We start from the raw sequence: 23,680 nt of genomic DNA on the forward strand, positions 1-23,680 counted from the left end.
TAAAAGGTTGGATGCTCCATCATCATCGTTAAGCATAAGGATCAGTGCCTATACCGCTCGAAGAATTCATAAGTGCGCAACAGCTGATCGAGGCGTTGGCCGACATCTCCAGAGCGCGTGATCTCATGATCTGCGTGCGGGTGTCGGACGTATTCCGTATCGCGGCCCAAATATTTGAGCTGCTTGTACAGAAAATCACTCTGCACAGGACCTGTACGATTGTCCTGCTCCCCATGAAAAATGAGTAATGGTGTTTTTATCTTCTCGGCATAAGTGGTAGGCGATTGCGCCAAAAGGATATCCCGCATCCCCTTTTCCCATGGAAATCCATCAAAATAGCGTTTCAACATGGGCCACACATTAGCACTACCAAAAAAGACATAGAGATCGTACACCCCTCGCTGACTGGATGCAGCACGGAACCTAGACTCATGCGCCAATATCCAAGTGGTTAGATATGCCCCATAAGATCCGCCGGTGATAAACAGCTGCGTGCTGTCGACGACACCGGTCGCGAGCGACAGATCCACGGCCTTAAGCACATCACGTGATGGCCCTGGCCCCCAGTCTTTAAAATTAGCTTTTAAAAAACTTTCTCCATAACCACTCGAACCGCGTGGATTCGAAAACAACACCGCATAGCCACGTGCGCGAAAGTACTGATACTCGTGCCACATACTGGCATCCGCAGGACCGAACATCGAAGCTGGCCCGCCATGGATCTCAACCAGAAGCGGATAACGTTTGTCCGCCTGGTAATTTGCGGGCTTCAAGAGCCAATAGTCGACCTCCAGCCCCTTTTCATTTCGGAAACTGCTTTTCTGTGCAATACCAATATTTTTTTCCGAGAGCCAAGCTGAATTGATTGCCGTAATGGCGGTCCCCACTTTAAAGTTGGGGTCTGCGCGGTACAGTTCTGATGGGTTTGCAAAGGTGGTTTTTGTGTAGAACGCTTTCTGCCCATTTACCCAATAATCGCCAATCCCCCCGTCCACCGAACTCAAGGTTTGTATAGTTCGGCTTTTTATATCCGCACGATTCAGGGTGCGCCCGCCTCTATCTGAGGCAATAAAGTAGACAGATTTTTCATCTGCCGCAAACTGTACATTGCTCAGGCTACGGTCCACGCCCAAGCTATTCCCTTTCCAGTTCTGGGTATCATAGATAAACAATTCACCTACCGTCAATGAATTTTGCCGGTTTCGATTCACGGCCACCCATCTTCCCGATGCAGATACCGCAGCCACCTGAAAACGATGTATGCTATCCCCCAAAATTACCTGTCTTTTGTTGTTGGACAGATCAAATAGAACAAGGTCAGTAGATGCTACACGATCCGGATGAAGACCATTTTCGGTCTCTATGCTTAAAAGAACCTTGTTGTTTCCAATAAATTCCGCTCCTGTATGACTTCGAAAGCCGCGGGTTAAAGGGACAGGCGGTGTTTTAGCGGCGAGATCCAAAACGTACCAATGCGTGAAGCGGATTTCGCCCGTCGTAGAATTTTCTGTCTGAAACTGCAATTTGTTGGTCACCTTGGCGATATCCTGCTTTTCATCATGTTTGAGGTAGGCAATTATTTGGGGTAGGCTACCATCGCGATCTTCTTGTGCAGGCTCGGCTAGTAAGGATGCATTACCCTTATCGGCAGGTTTCTCCAAAGACCATGGCGGCACTTGGCCTGCAGGATTGAAATCTTTACTTTTTACCAGGTCGCCAATCGTCAAACTACTTGATAAAAGCAACTTTGTACCGTCTGGACTGAATCGTACAGTGCCCAGCCCCTGCTCGAGCGTGGTTAACTGCTGCGGCTCTTGACCCGCTGATGGCCATAAAAAAAGCTGCGAACGTTTGTTACTCCCCTTGCCAACAGCCCATCGGCGTCCATCAGGGCTATAGAAGATTTGTGTAAATTGCGGGTCCAATTTCTGCGGATCAGCTTTCGCTGTCGATGCCGTCCTGTTTACATACCAGAGCGTTTCATAGCGAAAACCGGCATGCTTGGTCGTATCGGCAACAATGCCGCGCACGGCATAAGCCAGTTCACTTCCGTCCGGTTTCACCTGCAGGTCAACGATATTTTTTATCCGAACCAGATCACTCGCCACGATCAAACTGTCCGTAGCCGATGCCCCGGCAAAAGCTGGAGAAATACTCCCCAGCAGCAGTAGACAAATTAGGGGGTGCTTCCAGCGGTTGTATTGACTAGCTTTCATTGAGTTTTTCGATTAGTTTTTGTGCAGAAATACGGGCTTTGCGCTGAATAAAATCAGCGTCGGTGTTGTCGCCAATTTCGTAAACCAATGCTTCGGCATGATACGTTTTATACAAATAACTATACGCCGTGAAGGTCGGGCCGCCTAAATACAGGGGCTTCACCAGCGGTTCATACCCTGGAATAGCTTGTTTGACTGTGCTTATCCAATTGGATACAAAGCCCGGAAAACGACTGGGCAAAGCAGGATCTACCGTGTAATAGATATCACTTCCTGTCGAATGAAAATCGATGGCAAAATAAAGCTCGCGGCCCTGCTTTTCGATTTCTTGCTTAAAGTAATCACGTAACGCTATTGTCTCTGGCTGGTTAAATTCGGCCCAGTCACGGTTGAGATCAACCCCGTTCGCATTGGTACGCCAATGCCCTAGGTCCACTCCGTCGGGATTAACGATAGGGATCAGGTAAATACGATATTTCTCCCGAAAGCGCTTTGCATCTTCGCTGTTTCCCAAGAGGTATTCGACAAAGCTGGCATAAGCATAATGCCCTGTAATTTCGGGCGGATGCTGTCTCCCCAACACTGCTATTGTTTTTTTACTTTGCGGATTGCCCGCCACATATACGTTAACTGGCTTGCCAAGTGCCGTTTTTCCCACTTCCTTTTTTTCGAGTTGAACAGCAGGACTTACCTGTTCAATCCAGCTGTACACTGCGCTAGAAGGAATATTTGCCTGTGCCGAGATCCATGTTCTCTTACTGGAGATCGGCAGGTCAAAAGAAGCTCCGCTGAGCTTATTCCAGTTCGTCCCGTCTGTGCTCACTTTCGGATCATAGCGATGACGTACACCGGAAGGATAATCAAGCTGGATTTTTATCGTCGTATCGCGGGCGGACCAGACCTGAAAACCATACCAGGGACTAGGATTGATCGGCGTGCGTTCCGGTACGACCTGCAAGTGATACACGCCTTCACTGGATTTTGTGAGTCCATTCAGCCGGGCACCATCATAGTCATTGCTAAAAAAGACCCGTTGATCCACGGTAAAAGTGCCGCGTTCCTGTTGGCTGATCGCCTGGGATTGGGTCGATTCATAACTGATCGGATTCTGCCCTTTGAAATCCTTTTTCAGTCCACCGATCTCGGTTTTCCCTTGATTAAACAAACTGTCCAACACCTTCCCCAGTTCTTCACCACGGACATTCTTGGCAATGATTGTCCCCTTATCATCCACCAAAAAATTGGCCGGAATGGCACGAACAGCATAGGCAGCGGCAATTTCGCTATTCCAGTAGTTTAATTCAGAGACATGCTGCCAGGTCAGGTGATCGTCGGCAATACCTTTGAGCCAAGCTTCTTTTTTCTTGTCCAGTGAAATGGCATAGATTTTAAAACCCTGGGATTTATATTTTTGGTAATTGGCCACAATATTCGGATTCTCCTTTCGGCAAGGAGGACACCATGAAGCCCAAAAATCAATCAGTGTATATTTCCCCAAATGATCGTAGAGCGCCTGCGGATTACCATCAGGGTCATTGGCGACAATGGCCGGAGCTTTCTTGCCTATGGCGACCTGCCGTGCGACGGCAATAATTTTTCGGAGATCCTGTATATAACGTGATTGCTGTTGAGAACCGGAAAGCAGGGCGATATGCGCTTCCAGTTCTTCCGGAGACAGGCGATAGGACCATTCCCTGTAAAGCAGGTAGCTTGAAACGATATTATCCGGATATTTTTGGATGAAGGATCGTATATCGGGCTTGCGCTGCGCCCGATACTCATCAAAGAGTTCCTGGCTTTTTGACCCAGATAAGGATACCAACTGTCTGTTGTCATCTTTCGCATCGATCGTCACCTTAATATCCCCTACATCCAGGAAAACATAGCTCGGAACCCCATCCCGCTCTGTAGAAATGCCGTACAGATCAGGCAGCGGAAGTTGCTTTCGGAAAGCAAAGGCGCCCTTTTTCACCTGTGCAGAATCAATTACTGTAAATATTTTATTTTCAAAACGTTGCAGATAAACAACTGTAGCATTGCCATTCTTGACCGTTCCTTTGAGCGACAGGGTCTGCTGCTGTGCCTGTAAAGATCCTACACTGGCCAGCAGTAAAGGAATAAGGAGTTTACTTGTCTTAATCATGTTTGACTAGTTTAGTTAAAAAGTTTGTTGGCCGCCAATTCGGTGTTAGGCGCCGGAAAAATATAGTTCTGTGCTGTTGTAGGAACCGAAGGTGTCTGTATATTCGCATCACCTTTTGCGGGCAGCTCTTTCAATTGACGAAGCAAATCGTGCCCCCGCAAGCCCTCACCTAGCAATTCTATTCGTCGTTCTTTGGCAATGGCTTCCAAGATGGCCGTTTTGCTTACCAGAGCGGCCACAGGAAATTCAAAACTCGCATCAGACCGTTGGTGCACAGCCTTTAAGAGTGCGCCTGCAATCGTTAGCTGTTCGGCCTGCGCAGCAGCTTCTGCATAATTTAACAAGACCTCAGCATAGCGAATAACCGGAATATAGTCTACGTAAGGAGAAGCCTTAGCATACTTTTTCAGGTACTGTTTGTCCCCAGTGGCCTGCAGGAGGCTACGTCTTTTGTCTGCCTGACGCCACTGCATGTCGTTTAAAATGCCATTTGGATTAAGATAATATTCTTTATTGACAAGATAGATATATCCTATCGCAGACTGTCCCGAAAGCGCATCTGTGGTGCTCGCGGGCATACTGAGAATGGATTCTGTGCTGGTAAAACTACCCCCAAAAATCGTTGTAATATCCGGCTGCAACTCATGCGCGACGCCTTGCTGCGCCTTAAATGGAGCAGTTTGCTGTGGGACGATTTTTTTGGCTTCCTCCAGTACCTTGGCATAATTGTTTATCGTCAGGTACACCCTGGTTTTGAATGCCCGGGCGCTATTTTTATGCGCCCGCGTCGTATTGAGCAGTGCGGTTGCATAGTTTTCCGGCAGGTCTTTTTCAGCTTCATCAAGATCGCTCAAGATCTGTTTGTACACCTGAGCAACGGTGCTGCGCGCCAGATCGTTATTGTTTCCGTCCACTTCCGCCTGCAGGCGTAAAGGTAAGCCCGGCGATGCCCCCTGATCCTTGTTGTAGGGTTGCGCAAATACCGTCACCAAACTAAAATAAGATACCGCACGCAAGAACTTAGCTTCCGCAACATACGCTTTGGAAAGTTCAGCACTGATGACATCAGTGCCCGGACTAAGCGCGGCAATCAGGATATTTGCGCCGTTAATGGTTGTATAAGCCGCAGACCAGAGGTTGTTGATATCATTGGATCCCGAACTATAGGAATTATTCCAGCTTTCATAAGCTGTGTAGCTGTTGGCCGTGACATTGATAAAATCCTCACCCCGCACATCCTGGTAAAGAAGATAACGCCCACCATACAAGTTGGCGCCCTTTAAACTTTTATAAATGCCATTTACGACACCTTCAATGCGAGCAGGTGTGTCGAAGACATTTTTATCCGATATCGCGGTCGTCGGCACAGGAAATAATCCGTCATCCCTTTTGCAGGAATTCAGGGTTGACACCAGGAATAAAGCGCTGATCAAGTAGATATTTCTTTTTGTATTAATTTTCATGTTTTCAGATTTTTAAAATGATACATTTAAACCAGCTGTCCAGGTACGTCCCTGTCCGATCGAGTTCTTTTCCACACCGATGGAAGTATTGGAATTTCCATTGGAGGAAGACTCCGGATCCGTACCCGAATATCCCGTGATCAAGAAAAGATTCGATGCCTGACCATAGATGCGAATACTGGAAAGACCGATCTTATTAAACAGGTTACCACGTAAGGTGTAGCCCAGGGTGAGCTGTTGCAAACGTAAGAAATCAGCTTTCTCGGCATTCTGGTCGATGGAAAACCCAGAAGAACCGTTTGAGATCACATCGTTGTAGACCAGGCGTGGAATGTCTGTCTGTTGCCCTGGGCTCGTCCATCGATTGAGCACTTCGACTGAATTGTTGTAAAACCGCTGATCCAGCAGTGTACCTCGAGTACCATTCATGACTTTGTTGCCACCTGCAAAGGTGAAATTGACCGCAGCATCAAAAGCTTTATAACGGAATGCATTATTAAAGCCGCCATAATAAGTTGGCAATGCCGTCCCTAAGACCTGGTAGTCGGCTACTGTAATCGGATTCGCCGTGCGGCCATCCAGGTAGGTCCAATTGCTCTGACCAGAAGCTACCGCAGCACTGTATTGTACACGTTCGCCACTTTTATTGATAAATATGCGCTGCCCATTTTCAGGATTTACGCCATCGGTTACTGCACCGTATAAGCTGCCCACAGCATAGCCCACCCGTGTAATGTTGTTGGCTTCAGTCGTGGTATGCGTATAACCGATAATATCAGCATTGCCATCAGAAAGTGCTGTAACCTTATTTTTTACATGTGTCAAATTAAGCGATGCATTCCAGGTAAAATCTTTCTTTTTGACAACATCACCACTGATCGCAAATTCGATCCCGCGGTTATACATGCTGCCAACATTTTTAAGGATACTATTCCCGGGGATACCCTTGGATGGCGACTGCGGTACATCCAAAATAAGTCCATTCACATTGTTTCTAAAGTAATCGACATCCACATGCAAGCGCTTGTGGGCCAGGTCCAAGCTTAGGCCCAAATTGGTCTGTCCGGAAGTCTCCCAGCCCAGATTGGGATCGCCCGCTTGCGACATGCTCCAGGTAGGCACCGTGCCATAGAGCGAGGAACTATACAAGTTGAGCGATTCATAAGCCGATAGATTGCCATTGCCGACTTTACCCCAACTGCCACGGAAACGTAGATCGCCCAAGAGGTTTGCCAAGCGACTATTCTTATAGAAACCTTCTTCAAAAACAGACCAGCCCAGGGACACGCCACCAAAATCACCATATTTGCTGTTCGCTCCCAAAGCCGAATTACCATCCCTTCTAAAATTGGCCGTCAGGAAATAGCGCTTGTTGTAGTTGTATGTTGTACGCACAAAGGTAGAGCGGTAAAAGCGTTCCGTAACACTCCCGCCGGCTCCCGATAGTGTTGTCCAATTGCCTTGGAAATTTTCAAAAAACGGATCAGATGCATTGTTTTGCGATGCATTCCAGCTATCGTTGTCGTATTTTTGAATATCGTAACCGACTAAGAGCGTCAGCGCATGTTTTTCGGCAAACACCTGATCATAACTGAGGCTGTTGGTAAAATTCCAGTTGTTGCGCAGACTGCTCACATTGGTAACCGAGCCACCATTTGTGTAGCCCGATGAACCCAAGCTGGGGCTCAAATACGTCTTTGTCGTCGATAGGTTACGGTCTACCGCATAGGTCGTCGTAAATTTTAAGTTTTTCAACAGATTGAGCGAAGCATGCAGGTTCCCCAAAATATGATCGTTACCGGTGGTGTATTTGCTGTAGGCAAATAATGCTTCCGGATTGTATAATGTGTTCGTAAATAAGTTGGCTCCAGGTCCCAACAAACCTGTGCTGCTTAAATTGTAGCTCCCGTCATCCTTAAATGCTGAGACATTGGGTGGCAATACCAGCGCCAGTCGAGCGCCGCCGATCAACAGCAGCTGGCTGCTGGGCAAGGAACCCGAATTTTTAGCATCGTTGAAGGTATTGTTATACGTCAGGTTACTCCCCAGCGAGAACCAATCGTTCACTTTATGCTCGATATTAAAGCGGAGGCCTTTGCGATCGAAACTGTTTTTTGCAAAAAAACCTTCTTGATCCGAGTAATTTCCCGAAAAATAATACTGTGTATTGGCGTTGGCACCACTTACAGCAAGGCTATGGTTGTGGCTATAGCCGGTGTTATAGACATGATCGTGCCAGTTGGTTTCAACCAACTTACCATTGGCATCATACTGCGGAAAGAATAGCGCACTTGCCACCTTATCGTTGCTGGCATTTCCCGACAAGATCTTGTTGTTCAGGACAGCTTCATTTTTGATATCGATATACTGACTGGAATTCAGCAGCTTAGGCAAACGTGTCGCGGATACCGCAGAACCCCAGACATCGTAGGTGACTTTTGCACGGCCCTGCTTACCTTTTTTGGTTGTTACGATCAGTACACCGCCCGCTGCCCTTGAACCATAAATTGAAGTAGAAGCCGCATCTTTCAAGACATCAATCGATTCGATATCTGAGGGATTGATATCTGCGAGCGGATTATTGGCCACATTGGAAGAACCAATATTACCCGTATTGACGGGAATACCATCGATGACAATTAAAGGGTACGAACTGAGGGATATCGAATTTAAGCCCCGCACCCGGATGACAGGCGGATTGTTGAGCAAGCCATTGGGCAAAGATATGCTCACCCCCGAGGCTTTACCCGCCAGGGCCTGGTCAAAACTTTGTACCGGGATATCTTTGATCGCATCGGCCGAAATCGTGGCTGCCGCACCTGTGAAGTCTTTTCGTTTTTGCGTTCCATAACCCACGACGACGACTTCTTCCAGCGTGCGGTCTTCAGGCACCAAACGTACGGTGTCCCCCTGTTCATTGATAAGGGCAATCTGCTCCTTATAGCCGACGGATGATACGACAACGCGTGCCGGAAGCTTTTGTCCCGTGACAAAAGCAAAGTTGCCCTTATTGTCAGTCGTCACAGCATGAGTAACACCATAAAGTTTAACCGTAGCACCTTCAATGGGCTGGCCACTTTCGGCATCAATCACCTGTCCTCGGAAAGATGCATTTATAATTGTTTTTGGAGTTTCCTGTGCGTAAGTTAATAAAGGCTTTTCTGCCAGGCCTGCCAATAATAGATAGGCCGAATAGTGCAATATTCTTCTCTTATTCATCGGTAGAATCGTTTAGTTTAAAAAATAGATGTGCTGGCCATAAACAAGTTTATAGCAAAAGGATGGTGCGTAATTTGGAGAAAATTATTAGCTACACATTCGTGGCGCGGAGCAGGCCCGATCAGCTTTTGGAAAAGATAAAATACTTACTTTGAAAAGGTGGTTTAGATAATGTTGTTTCATTTTTTAGTTGTTTTAATAGTGATTAACTCGTAGCCAACGCCAATTGAAATACGGTTAAACAAATGTAAGCATTAAAACAAATAATGTATACCAGTTTAGTAGTTTTTTTTTAAATATTTATTGCTAAATCAGCTTTTTCGGTTCCTACCCTATTTTTTAGACCCTTCCACAATACCGCTGTCGCAGTTATTGAAAACTTTTTTTTGCTTTGAAACGGTCCATATACAATGAAATAAAAAAAAATCTACAAAAACGGTAGACTTTATTGCTTTCTATTTTTTATATTTGCTCAACGTTTCTCAATTGGCGTTGGTAACGTTTTTTTTAAATGTAGTTTTAACAATTTAAATTTCTATGAGCAAGTATTATTTTAGACAAGCGATCTCTCCCCAAAACAGTCCCCTATTGAAAACCTTCTTTTTCAAGAAAGAACGAATGTGCATGGCATGATGCCCCGCTAGCTGAAAAGCTTTCGTTTTTTTAGAATTCAAAATCAACCTAATCTACTGTTTTAATCATGAGTATAAACAATTGGAAACGATTGTCTGTGGCTCTATTTGCCTCATTTCAGGCAAGTGTAGTTGTTGCACAGCAGCCCGTTTCACCTATTATCAATGCAGATCTTATTGGTACACTACTTGATGCACGAACCAATAAACCCATCGCCGGGGCAACCGTGCAGCTAGACGCCGTCACACACAGCGTACAAACCGACACCTGGGGCCGTTTTTCTTTCCGAACTGGTCAAAAATTACCTTTTAAAATTATTGTGAGCCACCTGGGGTATGTCTCGGATACCCTCGTTGTGCAACGCTCGCCCGTAGAGATCAAATTGCAACCCAATGACCGTCAACTCGACGAAATTGTCGTCGTCGGCTACGGAACGACAAAAAAAGGCGATATTACAGGTGCCCTCTCCCAGATCAAGGGGCAGGATCTCAATGATCGACCCATAGCAAATATCGTTCAAGGGATACAGGGTAAAGCAAGCGGCGTGGACATTACATCAAATAACCGTCCCGGTGGCATAGGAACCATACGCATTCGCGGTAACCGCTCCATAAATGCCTCCAATGAACCCCTATATGTGGTCGACGGAATTCCGATATCCGCAAGTGAAGCAGCGATTATTAATCCCAAAGACATTGCCTCGATTGAAATTCTCAAAGACGCCTCTGCAACGGCAATATACGGTTCACGTGGTGCAAATGGCGTGATACTGGTTTCTCTTTTAGAAGGAAAAAAAGGACAGGTCGCTGTGCAGTACAATGGGTCAATATCTTTCGATCAGATCCATTCGACCACAGATTGGATGGATTCAAAGGCACTTTTGGACTGGCAACGGCAGAGCCACATCAACGGGGGGACCTATACGGGAAAATATGGCACAGCCCCCGATCCTGATTTTTATATTCAAAATTTTGGTGGTGGCGAAACTTATGGTATCGAGTCAATCCGAAATGCCTTCAGCTGGGGAACAGACGGCAAACCGCTACTCCGTGATGCAACAGCGGAGGAAATTGCCAAGGGATATGCCGCGCGAGTGCCTCTATATAACGGCGACAATCTCCTCAACCAGGGTTGGACAGATTTAGTGACACGCCTGGCAAAAACCAATAATCATAGCCTCTCCCTCTCTTCGGGCAATGAAAAATCGAGTCTTTATCTCTCGGCAGGACTGCTCGATCAGCAGGGTGCAATGATCGATCAGGATTATAAACGGTATACCACAACATTAAAAGGTGATGTTTCACCACGAACATGGTTGAATCTGGGCATATCCACAATAGGAAGCTACGCTGTTCAAAACTATGGAATGGCCGATAATTCCGCCAATTCGGGCGGAAAAGATTCCTACAGCCAAGCCCTTGCACTCCAACCCTACGCGCCGGCTTATGACGAAAATGGCCTTCTCTTAAACACCAATCGTACCGGTCTGTCAGCACATAATGTCTTGCTGAATATTGAAAACAGCAAAAATGAGTACACCCAGTATAGTGTACTTTCCAATGCCTTTGCGCAGCTCAATTTTACCCCCTGGCTAAAATATCAGCTTAAATTTGGGGTACAGTATACCGGGGTAGAAAATGGTTCCTTCTATGGCCCTGACTACACAAACCCATTTTCGGCCGTAGGTACCGCTCCGCTGATTGGCTATAATTCCCACAGCAAACGGCTATCCTGGGTGTTTGAGAATATGTTAACGTTCGATAAGAAATGGGCTGATCAATCGCTGAAAGTGGATGCCTTGCAGTCATCGCAGGAAAATCGATCCAATGGTATTAATATCCGGGCACAGGATATCACCTTTCCTTCCTCCCTCTGGTACAATTTGGGGGCAAATGATCTGGGCCGCCCCATGAGCTATGGTACATCCTATAGCAAATACACGCTGCTTTCGTATATGCTACGTGCCAATTATGCCCTGAAAAATAAGTACCTCCTTACAGCTACTGGCCGCTGGGATGGCGCATCGGTACTTGCACAAGGGCACAAGTTTGACTTTTTCCCCTCTTTGGCAGTCGCCTATAAACTGGAAGAAGAACCCTGGCTGAAACAGGTCAGTTGGATTAATCAGCTCAAATTCCGCTATGGAATCGGTGTAACGGGAAATTCTTCAGTATCTCCCTACACCACTTCGGGAACAATCGCAGGTGCAGCCTATGTTTTTGACGAAACCCAATATCCGGGCTATAAATCATCGTCTATGCCGAATGCCAATCTTGGCTGGGAAAAAACTGTGCAGCATAATGTGGGACTGGATTTTGGATTTCTGAACAACAGGATATCGGGTTCGATCGAATGGTATCGGGCGAATACAAAAGATCTCCTGCTCAATCGATCCATCCCCCCAGTATTAGGTTACAACAGCATATTGGGCAATATCGGAAAAACGAGTAACAGCGGGCTTGAAATCTCGTTATCAAGTAAAAATATCGACCGCCCAGATTTTTCCTGGAACACCACCTTGACCTGGAGTAGAAACCGCGAGAAGATCGTCGAATTGGTCGATGGCAAGGTAGACGATGTCGCCAATGGTTGGTTTATCGGGCAACCGATAGCGGTATTTAGGGACTATGTATACGACCGCTTGTGGCAGCAAACTCCCGAAGACCTCCGGCTGATTGAACTGTATCGGAAAATTGGCAATATCACGGCGCTACCGGGGCAAGTAAAGATTAAAGACCAGCAACTGGTGGAAGTGCAGCCCGGTACCGAGGGCGCAAAATCTGTCACACTCGCATCAGGCGAAACAGTGACTTATCTTGACAACGGATTTGGAACCATAAACGACAATGATAAAGAACTGCTGGGCAGCAACAGACCCAAATGGAGCGGCGGAATTGTCAACGCTTTCCGTTACAAAAACTGGGATCTTTCTTTCTTTGTCTATGCGCGCATCGGTAGCCGTTATTATGGTGCACTTCAGACGTACGGACGACGGATTGAAAACGATGTTTGGAGTCCTGAAAACACTGCGGCTTCTTTCCCACAGCAGACAACAGCAACGTTTACCAACTACAATGCCGCACGGAATTATACCAATGGCAGTTTGGTCTCTTTACGCTATATCTCACTAGGTTACACATTCAAACAGTCCCTGTTGGATAGGCTCAATATCGGAAGCCTGCAAGTATATGCACAGATCCTAAATCCCGTGATCTGGGGCGGCGAAGCTGTAAAAATAGGCCTCAATCCAGACGATGTGAATGGCTGGGATAATGCTGCTGCAGCCCAGCGTGGTGGTCAGACCGCCAATACCATCTTATTGCGCAGTGCCGTGCTCGGCTTGAGAATCGGTCTTTAAATCAATAGCATCAACAACACATGAGACTTGAAAAAAACACTATAAAAAAAGGTGCCCTTTGGGCCTTAACTATACTATCGACAGGAATAGGATTAAGTTCCTGCAAAGACTTTCTCAAAGAAGAAATGGTCTCTACGATTACTCAAAACTATTTTGAATCTGAAAAAGGACTTGACGAACTGGTCGTCGCAAACTACAACATCTTACGTTTTAAATATGGGTTTATGGAAGGCCCCTTTCTTTTTGAAACAGGCAACGATATCGTCGAACCACTTGATAATGCCTGGGCTACCTTCAGTCCCGCAGTGTGGTCGCCATCAGGAGCCGCAGGCGAATATGCCAATAACCTGATCGGCTATTATCAAACCCAACTATTGGGGGCCTACCCCATTATAAATGACTGCAACAAAGCCATCGAAATTATCACCGAAAGAGCACCAGGAAAGTATGCAAATGACGCGGCATATGCCAATCAAAAGCTTTCCGAACTCTATTTTCTACGGGCCTATGCCTATTACTTGCTGGTTACCCAACTGGGCGATGTTCCTTTTCCTCTGAAAAGCAACAACAGTCTTCCGGCCAATTTTTATCTGCCCAAAACAAATTCGGCGACCATTTATGCCAAATTAATTTCAGACCTGCGATTTGCCGAGCAGCATTTACCTATTGCCATACAGACGCAGCGCGGACGGATTACCCGCAATGCAGCCCAGCATTTCCTGGCGAAACTTTACCTGCAGCGCCATCAGGCCGCAGCCTTTAAATCCTACCGGAATGCGGACGGCACTGTAGACCCCACAAGTCCCAATGCCTACCAGGGGCTATTATATAAAGGGGAAGGAATAGCGGATTTGGATTCTACCATTTATTATTCCTCGCAGGTCATAAATTCCGGGATCAGCCTGGCCTCAAATTATTGGGACCTTTTTACCATTGAGAAAGGCAATTGGGCGAATGAAACAAATCCAGAGATCATCCTTCAGGCCTCCTATGGCAATAATTTGGACAATGGTCGATACGGTATGCGTACCAATGCAGCCTTTACCGCCGATTACCGCAATGCCGCCTGGAATATCCCGAGCTGGACCTGGTCCTATGGACTACTGAAAGGTCAGGGATTTTTACCCTCGGACTGGGGTTATGATGTATTTACGGATAAAATAAATGATTCCCGTTTTGAAAAATCATTCCAGCTCGAATATCAGAGTGCTTCTTTCGATAATGCGTCCCAATCGGACGGCCCCGGTCTTGCCTATACCGACGCTAAGAATGCTTCCCTGGCCTGGCAAGCTAATGAAGCCGATTTCTTTAATGCCAATATCAAGCCGAACTATACACGTCCATCCTGGAAAGGGCGGAATGCGCAGGCCGGACAGCGGAAAATTGGAACAGCCGACCTGGGACTTGTTTTCCTTGAAAACAGCAAAGAAACGGCCATTGATATCAATGAGGCCCTAGCACAGCCCTATGTACTCTATCCACGATGGATCAAGGACAATGGAAAGTATTATTACCGAAAGACAGGTGCAGACAGATACAGTGGAAACGCGGGACTTCTATTGAACCGGAAAGTCCGTCCATCCTCGCGAAAATTTATCGATCCGAATCGCAGTACGGTAGACAACCATTTTGGTACGCGTGATGTTGCCATTTTCCGACTCGCCGAAACGCTCCTGATCCGTGCAGAAGCGTATGGCCGAAAAGGAGACTATGCCAATGCCATTGCCGATATCAATAAATTAAGAAACCGAGCCGCCTACAAAGCCGGAGAAAACCGAGCCGAGGTATTGGCCCGCTTATACCCTGGAGCCGAATCATTGGGCGCCGAAGAACGCAGCTACCCTTACAGCTCCGCGACGGCCACCTTTGATAAAATCAGCGTCGACGCTTCCTATTGGGACGGAAGCTCCGCGAAATCCAAGGCCGAACAATATCCGTCTGAGGCGAATACCGAATTGAAACGTTTTGTCCATTTTATCTACAATGAATACTCGCGCGAGTTTAATACGGAGCAGGTCTTATACGAAGGGATACACCATGCAGGAATACAGCTGGAGCGTATGTTGCATCATGCCCAGCTTGCTTCGAGCCGAAATGCGGGATGGCCCAAATCGGATAATCCATCCGGAGTGAATGGTCAGGACGGCAACGGAAAGGGAACCTTTTCGGCAACCCATACTTTCAAACCTTTTCCGCAATCGTATATCAGTATGTTAACCGATAAAGATGGTGTGCTCCTGGATGAAACAGCCCGCCGTGCCTATCAGAATCCTGGATATTAACCCTTTTAACATGACATTGAACAGACGGAAATTTATAAAAAACACCGGCCTCTTCGGTTTGGGCATCGGACCGCTCGCCAGCCTCAACTTATATGGCGGTCCAAACCGGACTGCACATAAAAGCGGTGATGACCACTCAGAAGCTGCGTTGGCTGTTCCTTTGAACTGGATCGACCGGCAACAGGGAGCACCCTATTTGGGGACAACTTTCGGTGTCCCCTGGCCAAAAGGAAAGGTCAGGAAACAGCAGCAATTCGAGCTGCGCGATAACCATGGCCATACGGCCCCCATCCAAAGTTGGCCCTTGGCTTTCTGGCCAGATGGTTCCGTGAAATGGTCGGCATGCGCCGCGGCTGATTTAACTACACTGCTCCAGGATGAACTTTTTTTGACAACGAGTGAGCGCCTACAGTCAGGTATCCAAGTGCAGGAGCACGATGAGTCCATCACAGTCGATAATGGGCTTTTAAAAGTGACTTTCGGAAAGAAGGGAACTAAGCTGCTACAGGAAATCCGACAAAATGGCCGGCTCGTTGCTAGCGCTGTTATCTTGCAGATTTTGTTGCAGGATGCTCCTGACGCAGAACCTGGAGAAAATTTAAATAGGACTACATGGCAGTCCCATATTGAAAAAACTGTAGTCGAAAACAGTGGCAGCCAGCGTGTCCTCATTCGCGTGGCGGGAACACATCGGCATGGCGAGCAAAAAAAAATCCCGTTTATCGTCCGTTTTTATCTTTACGACAAGTCGCCCACGATAAAAGTAATACACACCTTTTTATATGACGGCGATGAACAGCGCGATTTTATCAAGGGAATAGGCCTATCTGTGGTAATGCCATTGCATGATACGCCGACCTACAATCGTTACATTCGTTTTGTCGGGGAAAACGGCGAAGTCTTTTCCGAAGCGGTGAAAGGGCTTACGGGACTTCGCCGTGATCCAGGCAGCGCGGTACGGAAGCAACAGCTGGAAGGAAAGGAAGTCAAATGGGAGAACATTACGGAGACTGCAAAAAAAGGACTGCCTTTTATTCCCGAATTTGGCGATTATACCTTGCTGCAGGCCCATCCCTCTGCGAGCAGCATCGAAAAACGAACCAAAGCCGGCCATGCTTGGATTCATAGCCAAGACGGTGGCCGCGCTATGGGAACCGCATACTTAGGGACACCTTCCGCTGGAGTCGCTTTGGGTATCCGTAACTTTTGGCAAAGTTATCCGGGCCAGCTTGATATCCGTGGTGCCGCATCCGATGCAGCTACCCTGACAGCCTGGTTGTGGGCTCCGAAGGCCGAAGCAATGGACCTGCGATTCTACCACGACGGCATGGGACAGGACAGCTATGAAAAACAATGGGAAGGCCTCGAGATCACCTACGAAGACTACGAGGCAGGATACGGAAGTCCAATCGGTGTCGCACGCAGCTCCGAATTATATTTGTCCATCTTCGACCAGAGCCCTTCGCCTGAAAAATTGGGGCAACTAGCGCAGGCATACCAGCAACCACCACTACTATCGGCCAGTCCATCCTATCTCTTCGAGCAGCAGGTGTTTGGCGCCAACTGGGGGCTTCCAGACCGCAGCTCGGCCCTGAAAGCGGCGCTGGAAGATAAATTGGATGCACTCGTTACCTTCTATCAGGGAGAGGTTGATCGTAGAGGTTGGTACGGATTCTGGAACTACGGCGACGTCATGCATAGTTATGATGCAGATCGACATGTGTGGAAATACGATGTGGGCGGTTTTGCCTGGGATAACTCCGAACTTGGCACCGATCTTTGGCTCTGGTACTATTACCTCCGTTCGGGCAATCGCAATTGCTTTCGTTTTGCCGAAGCCATGTGCAGACACACGGGAGAAGTAGATGTACATCATCTTGGGCGGTTTGCCCCTTTGGGAAGCCGCCACAATGTGATGCATTGGGGCTGCAGTGCCAAGCAGCTCCGTATCAGTACAGCGCTCAACAGACGGTTTTATTATTACCTCACCGCAGATGAACGTACAGGCGATTTGTTGCGTGAGCAGGTGGAAGCCGCTTATAGGCTTCAAGATATCGTGGCCCTTCGCAAGCGAGTGGATGAACCTGTTGTCACAGAAAAAGGCAAAGCGCTGGTAGGTTTTGGTACCGACTGGGGAGCGATTGCGGCAGCATGGTTTACAGAATGGGAACGAACCCTCGACCCTACGCTATTGGCCCGCCTCAAAGCCAGCATGCAAAGCATCGCCGACCAACCGCAAGGTTTTTTCACAGGGCTGAGCCTGCTGGATATTGCTACCGGAAAATTTGACCGCCAAAAAGATAAAACTGTGCGGGTATCACATCTGAATGCTGTGTTTGGACTTGTCGAAATCTGTCAGGAAATACTGCAGGTCATTCCCGACAAAAGATTTGAAACGGCCTGGTTGCAATACTGCCGTTTATACAACGCTTCCGATGAAGCGCGGATACGTGAACTAGGCACCAAAGAAGGCAAATTTAATCTACGGAGCAGCCATGCCAGGCTCACGGCTTATGCCGCATTCAAATTGGGTGATGACTTGCTGGGAGAACGGACATGGCAGGAACTACTTGGCACCAAGGCCGGATCCTTCGTGCAGGCGCCCACTATACCGCTCATAAAGCTGGCAAACAATCAGCAGGAATGGAAAGATCTATCAACAAACGAAGCGGCCCAATGGAGCCTAAGTACGATTCAGTGCCTACATTACGTCGGTAAGTTTCAAAAATAATACGTTATGCACAAATTTATTAAAAGGCGCTATTTCACATTATCTTGGCTGCTGTTGATTTATTTTATTAGTCCAGCGCAAGAAAAGTACACCTGGAAAGTGCCATTAAACGAAATAAACCGATGGATCATCGAACTGGAGTATCCCGACAAGTCGCATGTTGAAGCGAGCAACGAAGGATTAGTTATTGACTCCTATGGCGGAGCCACTTTATGGCTAGACACCTTGCTGACCGGCGATTACCTCATCCAATACGAAAGGGAAATAAGTATCGACAAAGGCGAGAACAAACGGCTTTCCGATCTGAACCAGTTCTGGCTCGCACAGGAGCCACACAACGAAATAAAATTGAAACCCAGGGATGGTCGCTTAGATAGCTATAATGACCTGATACTTTTCTATGTGGGTATTGGGGGCAACAACAACAGTACAACCCGGTTTCGCCGGTACGACGGATCTGGCGAAAGGATACTTTTGGCAGAGAAAAATGAAAAACCTTTTTTACTGGAACCAGGCCGCACCGACACCATCAGTACATGGGTCCGCGCATCAAAGAAGCAAACAGAAGTCTGGATGAACGGCAGGCGCCTATTTGTTGAAGAAGGGATCCAAAATACCAAAGGCTATTTTGGGCTGCGGCTTACCGCGAGCCGGCAGGTGATAAAATGGCTCACCTTAACCAAATTATAGAAAATCCACTCGATGACCAACAGCATACGGCTAACGAAAACAAATCAAAATGAAAATATCTCTTAACCTTACACTATGCTTTCTGCAGCTTGCCCTATGTCTACAGGGGCAAGCACAACACCAGAAAGCTGTAGATTCAGTTCCCAAAAAATACAATGTATTGTTTCTGATTGCGGACGACCTGCGAACAGATATGGGCATCTATGGCCATTCTTTGGCACATACCCCCCACCTCGATAAGCTCGCGGCAAAAGGCGTATGGTTTGAACATGCCTATTGTCAATACCCATTGTGCAACCCCTCCAGGTCATCGCTGTTAACAGGGAAACGCCCAACAACCAGTGGCCTGTACGGAAATAGAGAATGGTTTAATGCATCTTTTCCGGACTGGATCAGCCTGCCTAAATATTTTAAGCAAAACGGTTACACGACTATTCGGAGTGGCAAAGTCTTTCATGGCGGAATAGATGACACCGAGGCCTGGGATATTGGCGGCGAGAAACGACAATACGGCACCGTGATCAATGCTGCGGCTCCATCTGCGGTTGGCTCACAATCGTATTGGCAGGCATACAGCAATTCAGCTCCCCGTATAGAACCCTACGCAGCGACAGTAGCATCCGATAAATGGGCAGCCCTGACAGGAGAAGATGCAAGGCAAATAGGCGACACGAAAGTGGCGGACAGAGCCATTGAATATTTGGAAGACCTCAAACGTGCCAAAGAACCCTTCTTTTTGGCCTGCGGCTTTTCAAAACCGCATACACCATTTGTAGCCCCCAAGGAATTCTTTGACCTGTATGACCTGGACAGTATTGCGCTCCCGCCCGATTTTTCATCGATACCCGGCATACCGGTGGGATTTCCGGCCGGATCCATCCGCCGGAGAAATGCCGATTTCTTTGTCAACCGCACGGCATCGACACAAGAAGCCAAGGAATATATCAGAGCCTACCTTGCCTGCATAAGTTACATGGACTGGAATGTGGGCCGGGTACTACAGAAACTGGAAGAATCCGGATTGAAAGAAAACACCATTGTGGTTTTTTGGAGCGATCATGGCTATCAACTGGGTGAAAAAGGGAAATGGTCCAAAGCCGGTTCCTTGTGGGAACAAGGCACCCGAGTGCCCTTTATTATTTACGATCCACGGGCACAAGGTAACGGGCAGTCTTCCCCTCGTGTGGTGGAGCTGCTAGACATTTACCCAACTTTAGTCGACCTATGTGGACTACCCAGCTATAAGAACCTAGAAGGAAAAAGTTTAAAGCCATTGCTTTATGAACCTGATAAAACCTGGGAAAGACCTGCTTATACCGTTTGGAACGAAAATGGAAAAGGTGTTACAGGAATCACCGTACGAACTGAAAAATGGCGATATGCGGAATTTTTCGGACATGGTACCGGAAAATCGCTGACAGATGTGGTTCGCGATCCCCATCAATTGATTAATCTCGCCAACGATCAGCAGTATGCAGACATTGTTGATTATTTCCACCAGCTGGTTATGCAACAGGTTAAGGGCAAGGTTGAGCTCCCTCCTTCAAAATAAGATCTCGATTTTGCTAATAACAAAGGGTCTTCAATCATTAAACCCTTTGTTATTCACGTCTTTTTTAATGCCCGAACAGCTGCCATGGACGCATCCAACAAATTAGTGCTCCAGTTCTTTCAGGTATTCGATCATGGCATCGAGGCTCTGCAGTAGCTTTTCACCTTCAAATCCCACCTTTCGAAAACGGATGTTTCCTTTTTTGTCCAGGATCAATGTTGTCGGAATGGATGTGATATCCAGTTTACTACTGAGCTTTTTATCTTGATTGTAATAAAATGGAAAGTCAAATTCGGGATTGGCCTTTGCCCATTTGTAGGCATCGTCCCAGCTGTTTCCACTGCCCGAATTGAGTATCACGAACTTCACCTGCGGATCATCCGCATATTTTTTGTACACCTGATGCAAATAGGGAAATGAAGCGATGCATGGCTTACACCAGGTTGCCCAAAAATCAATGATGACAATCTTGTCCTGGAGATCCGCTTTAAGCAAAGGTTTCTTGTCCATATCAACTATGCTGATATCTTCTGGAAATGGCGTATTGCCGATGATCTTTTGAAACTCCTGGTAATACCCTTGTTTCCATTGCTTGTCAAGCTTGCTAAAATAAGCCTGCCGTTCGGCAGCATTGTCCATTCCGTTTTTAAGGATCGCTTTGTCGAGAAGCTGCCTGATCGCTGGATCAAAAGGAGCATACCGATAGGCAGCCTCCAATACAGGTATAGCGCTGGCCGGATCATTCCACTGCTGATACTGCATGGCCACTGTGCGGAGCAGTGCCGCCGATTGGAGTGTAGGGATACTTTTATCGAACCACTTCCGGGCCGCTTCAGGCTGGTTTAACTGAGCAGCGATAAGTCCCTGATTGGCCATAATTTCTGCTTTTACCGCAGCAAGCTTATCCGCCTTGGCCGGATCATGGGCCACCAGATAGCCCGTTTCGGGGAAATAGCGTATTAAACTCACGGGATAGGCTGCAACACTGTCAAGTAAATATAAATTGAGTTTGGACGCATCCTGCAGCATCAGCTTATGATCCAAGAGCAGCTGCACATACTGATTGTATGCGCGCCATTTGTAGGGATCCTGCTCCCAACGGGTAATCAGCGGCAGGTATTTCTTGGCCTGTACGCTATCACCATGCCGCACATAGTAGGTAAAAAGATAGTCATAGGCACTGCCATAGGCCGCCTCATTATCGGCCGTCTTGAGGGAAAGAAGCTGCCCTATCTTGGCGACCACGGCGGTGGAATCCTGCTCGCGGAACAACTTATTGAGCCGATAACTTATCCCGATCTTCTTGTTGGGAAACTCGTTGATCACCACCTGGCGGATCGAATCCACTTTTTGGTTCTGCCCGAGTATCAGATAACCCATGGTCACCTTATTGAGGTTCCCTTCAAAAAATGGATTGCTCCTGAATTTCTTTTCCACCACGGCCAAGCCCTTTTTCAAGAGCCGTTCCTGCTGGGCCGGACCAGCGGTTTTCATCTGGAGCACAATCAGCCGGAGCTGTGCCTCATAATTGTCGGGATACAGGCTCAGCTCTTTTTTGAGGTAATATTCCTGTGTAGCCAGGATATGATCCGAGGTTTTATCCTGGACCGGCACGCTGTATGATTTTCCCAGGTAATTGCCGGCAATCAGTTTCCCCTGTTTATAGACGTAGATCTCATACTGACTGCTATCGCTTGCCTGCTGTACAAATTTCTTGTCTTTGTCGGCGATCGTAAAGCAGGAAAAGTTGGCGTAGGCAGGCAGTTTAAAACGTACACGCCACAATTTACCTTCTTGCTGCATGGGCATGCGGCTCGGGAACTCGTAAAAATTTGAATAGTTGAAATCTACGAAAAATGGCCCTTCCTTATGGGTAGCTGCAGATTTAGACGGATCAAAGCTGATGGTCACGGTATCTCCGGCCGCTGCTTTTTGCGGCAAAATGCTCACTTGTGCCCGCAACAGCAGGTTTGCCTGTAGCAGGCACAGCAGCAATGCGTATTTGAATAGCTTAATCATTCTGTTGGAGATTAGCATTTGTGATTAGAATAGCACTTGCGATCGGTATTTTGATATCGCTTTCACTAAAGTCTGTTTTGACTTTTGAAAGTACAGGCAGGGCCCTATTTGTGCGCACCAGGTCAAACCAACGGTGGCCCCATTCACCGAGCAGCTCCAGCTGGCGTTCTTTCTCAAGCGCCAGGGCAATACCCGCCTTGTCCATCGTTTGTGGCAACGCAGCGAGGCCTGCACGTTCACGGATCTGATTGATATCTTGTAATGCCGCCTGCAACTTATTCTGGTTGAGCCGCGCTTCGGCACGGATCAGATACTGCTCGGCAAGGCGCAGAACGGTATTGTATTCGGTTACAGGTGTGCCCGTACGCAGCTTATATTTATATGGCATATAAAGCGTCTTATTACTTACCACATAAGGCTTTAACCACATTGCTTTACGTAAGTCATTCTCTTCATAGGCTGCTACCGAGGAATCATACACCTGATAATAACTCCGTGCTGTAGCTACTGTCGGAACGATGCTGAAACCTTCCCAGGTGTTGACCCCGGCAGTAGAAAGATTAACGGTCTGCAGCTGCCAGATGGCCTCTTTGCTCGTTTTCAAAAAAACGGTATTGAGGTCGCGCGACAGTTCGTACCGGTTATCCGCGATAACTTTGTCGGCCATTGCTTCGGCATTGGCCCAGTCGCCATGATACAGATAGACCCTGGCCAATAGCGCGTCAACCGCTTTTCTGTTGGGGCGGGTACGCTCATTGCCCTGATAGTCATCCGCAATATCGACAGCAGCTTTCTGCAGATCATCCACCATGAAAGCATAGAGCTCTTCCCTGGAGGCCGGACCTTTTCGGTTGTTGGCTTCCAGATCCTTGGTATCGGTGATGAGGGGCACTTTATTGAAGAGGTTGCTCAGGTAAAAGTAATTGAATACCCGCGTAAAACGGGCCTCGGCCGAAAGCTGTGCTTTTACCGTACTGCTGAGCGCCGAGGCTTCAACCCCCTCGATAATCTTATTGCTGTGGTTGATATAGCTATAAGGTTGCGACCAGAGCCGATCGAGATAAGAGGTTGCCGGACTTAGTTTATTGTATTTGTACTCATCATAGCTTGTAAAGGCTGAATTGTAATCGTCGGCCAGACTGGACAGTACAATGGTCATCAGTCCACTGGCAAACTGGTTATTGTAATTGTTCATACTGGTATAGAGTCCGCCCACGGTTGCTGTGGCTGTCTTTTCGTCACTGAAGGCCGACTCTGCTGCTACTTCTGTCTTGGGTGGGTCCACGGCCAGAAATTTATTGCAGGAGATGTTAAGCAGTGGTGTTGCAAAAAGGCTGTAGATAATATATTTGTTCATGGGATAAGTCTTTAGTT

At 47.4% G+C, this 23,680-nt stretch carries 11 protein-coding genes; 5 read left to right on the plus strand and 6 right to left on the minus strand.

Translation table 11 applies throughout. The annotated features are described in order from the left end of the window. Positions 1-41 precede the first annotated feature (41 nt). Genes HS960_RS09420 through HS960_RS09435 form a run of 4 tightly spaced genes read right to left on the minus strand, consistent with a single transcriptional unit; the run spans position 42 to position 9,041 of the window. Positions 42-2,216 carry a S9 family peptidase gene (locus HS960_RS09420; protein WP_182332300.1) on the minus strand — a complete coding sequence of 725 codons (2,175 nt, stop codon included), beginning with the start codon at positions 2,214-2,216 and terminating at the stop codon, positions 42-44. Continuing rightward, positions 2,206-4,359: a M14 family zinc carboxypeptidase gene (locus tag HS960_RS09425; RefSeq protein WP_182332302.1), complete on the minus strand. Its 2,154-nt coding sequence runs from the start codon at positions 4,357-4,359 to the stop codon at positions 2,206-2,208. Before HS960_RS09425 ends, HS960_RS09420 begins: the two co-directional genes overlap by 11 nt. 11 nt (positions 4,360-4,370) lie before the next feature. Then, positions 4,371-5,822: a RagB/SusD family nutrient uptake outer membrane protein gene (locus HS960_RS09430; protein WP_182332304.1), complete on the minus strand. Its 1,452-nt coding sequence runs from the start codon at positions 5,820-5,822 to the stop codon at positions 4,371-4,373. Positions 5,823-5,834: 12 nt separating this feature from the next. Then, complete coding sequence (locus tag HS960_RS09435) at positions 5,835-9,041, minus strand: SusC/RagA family TonB-linked outer membrane protein (protein WP_182332306.1); 3,207 nt, start codon at positions 9,039-9,041, stop codon at positions 5,835-5,837. A 700-nt stretch (positions 9,042-9,741) separates the two neighbouring features. On the opposite strand from HS960_RS09435, the gene HS960_RS09440 reads away from it, so the two are divergent. From HS960_RS09440 to HS960_RS09460, 5 genes are read left to right on the plus strand one after another with little or no spacing between them, the layout of a single operon-like run. Beyond that, the gene (locus HS960_RS09440) at positions 9,742-13,032 is read left to right on the plus strand and encodes a SusC/RagA family TonB-linked outer membrane protein (protein WP_182332308.1); all 3,291 of its coding nucleotides are present in this window, start codon (positions 9,742-9,744) and stop codon (positions 13,030-13,032) included. A gap of 20 nt (positions 13,033-13,052) precedes the next feature. Next, the gene (locus HS960_RS09445; protein ID WP_182332310.1) at positions 13,053-15,314 is read left to right on the plus strand and encodes a RagB/SusD family nutrient uptake outer membrane protein; all 2,262 of its coding nucleotides are present in this window, start codon (positions 13,053-13,055) and stop codon (positions 15,312-15,314) included. Continuing rightward, on the plus strand, positions 15,289-18,045 hold the full coding sequence (locus tag HS960_RS09450; protein ID WP_202883776.1) for an exo-rhamnogalacturonan lyase family protein: 2,757 nt from the start codon (positions 15,289-15,291) through the stop codon (positions 18,043-18,045). Before HS960_RS09445 ends, HS960_RS09450 begins: the two co-directional genes overlap by 26 nt. A 6-nt stretch (positions 18,046-18,051) precedes the next feature. Continuing rightward, entirely contained in the window at positions 18,052-18,735 is a 684-nt protein-coding gene (locus tag HS960_RS09455) for a DUF6250 domain-containing protein (RefSeq protein WP_182332312.1), read from the plus strand. Positions 18,736-18,784: 49 nt separating this feature from the next. Then, a complete protein-coding gene (locus tag HS960_RS09460; protein ID WP_182332314.1) occupies positions 18,785-20,287 on the plus strand; it encodes a sulfatase in 1,503 nt (500 codons plus the stop codon). Positions 20,288-20,389: 102 nt separating this feature from the next. Here the strand turns inward: HS960_RS09460 and HS960_RS09465 are convergent, their stop codons facing one another. Then, positions 20,390-22,306: a TlpA disulfide reductase family protein gene (locus tag HS960_RS09465; RefSeq protein ID WP_182332316.1), complete on the minus strand. Its 1,917-nt coding sequence runs from the start codon at positions 22,304-22,306 to the stop codon at positions 20,390-20,392. Next, entirely contained in the window at positions 22,299-23,663 is a 1,365-nt protein-coding gene (locus HS960_RS09470; protein WP_159727053.1) for a RagB/SusD family nutrient uptake outer membrane protein, read from the minus strand. Before HS960_RS09470 ends, HS960_RS09465 begins: the two co-directional genes overlap by 8 nt. Positions 23,664-23,680: the final 17 nt, after the last annotated feature.

The organism is Sphingobacterium paramultivorum (assembly GCF_014109745.1).
Taxonomy (GTDB): Bacteria; Bacteroidota; Bacteroidia; order Sphingobacteriales; family Sphingobacteriaceae; genus Sphingobacterium; species Sphingobacterium paramultivorum.

Excerpts from the sequence above, each read along its gene's own strand:
- HS960_RS09420 (WP_182332300.1), bottom strand. The coding sequence starts at position 2,216 with ATGAAAGCTAGTCAATACAACCGCTGGAAGCACCCCCTAATTTGTCTA.
- HS960_RS09425 (WP_182332302.1), bottom strand. The coding sequence starts at position 4,359 with ATGATTAAGACAAGTAAACTCCTTATTCCTTTACTGCTGGCCAGTGTA.
- HS960_RS09430 (WP_182332304.1), bottom strand. The coding sequence starts at position 5,822 with ATGAAAATTAATACAAAAAGAAATATCTACTTGATCAGCGCTTTATTC.
- HS960_RS09435 (WP_182332306.1), bottom strand. The coding sequence starts at position 9,041 with ATGAATAAGAGAAGAATATTGCACTATTCGGCCTATCTATTATTGGCA.
- HS960_RS09440 (WP_182332308.1), top strand. The coding sequence starts at position 9,742 with ATGAGTATAAACAATTGGAAACGATTGTCTGTGGCTCTATTTGCCTCA.
- HS960_RS09445 (WP_182332310.1), top strand. The coding sequence starts at position 13,053 with ATGAGACTTGAAAAAAACACTATAAAAAAAGGTGCCCTTTGGGCCTTA.
- HS960_RS09455 (WP_182332312.1), top strand. The coding sequence starts at position 18,052 with ATGCACAAATTTATTAAAAGGCGCTATTTCACATTATCTTGGCTGCTG.
- HS960_RS09460 (WP_182332314.1), top strand. The coding sequence starts at position 18,785 with ATGAAAATATCTCTTAACCTTACACTATGCTTTCTGCAGCTTGCCCTA.
- HS960_RS09465 (WP_182332316.1), bottom strand. The coding sequence starts at position 22,306 with ATGATTAAGCTATTCAAATACGCATTGCTGCTGTGCCTGCTACAGGCA.
- HS960_RS09470 (WP_159727053.1), bottom strand. The coding sequence starts at position 23,663 with ATGAACAAATATATTATCTACAGCCTTTTTGCAACACCACTGCTTAAC.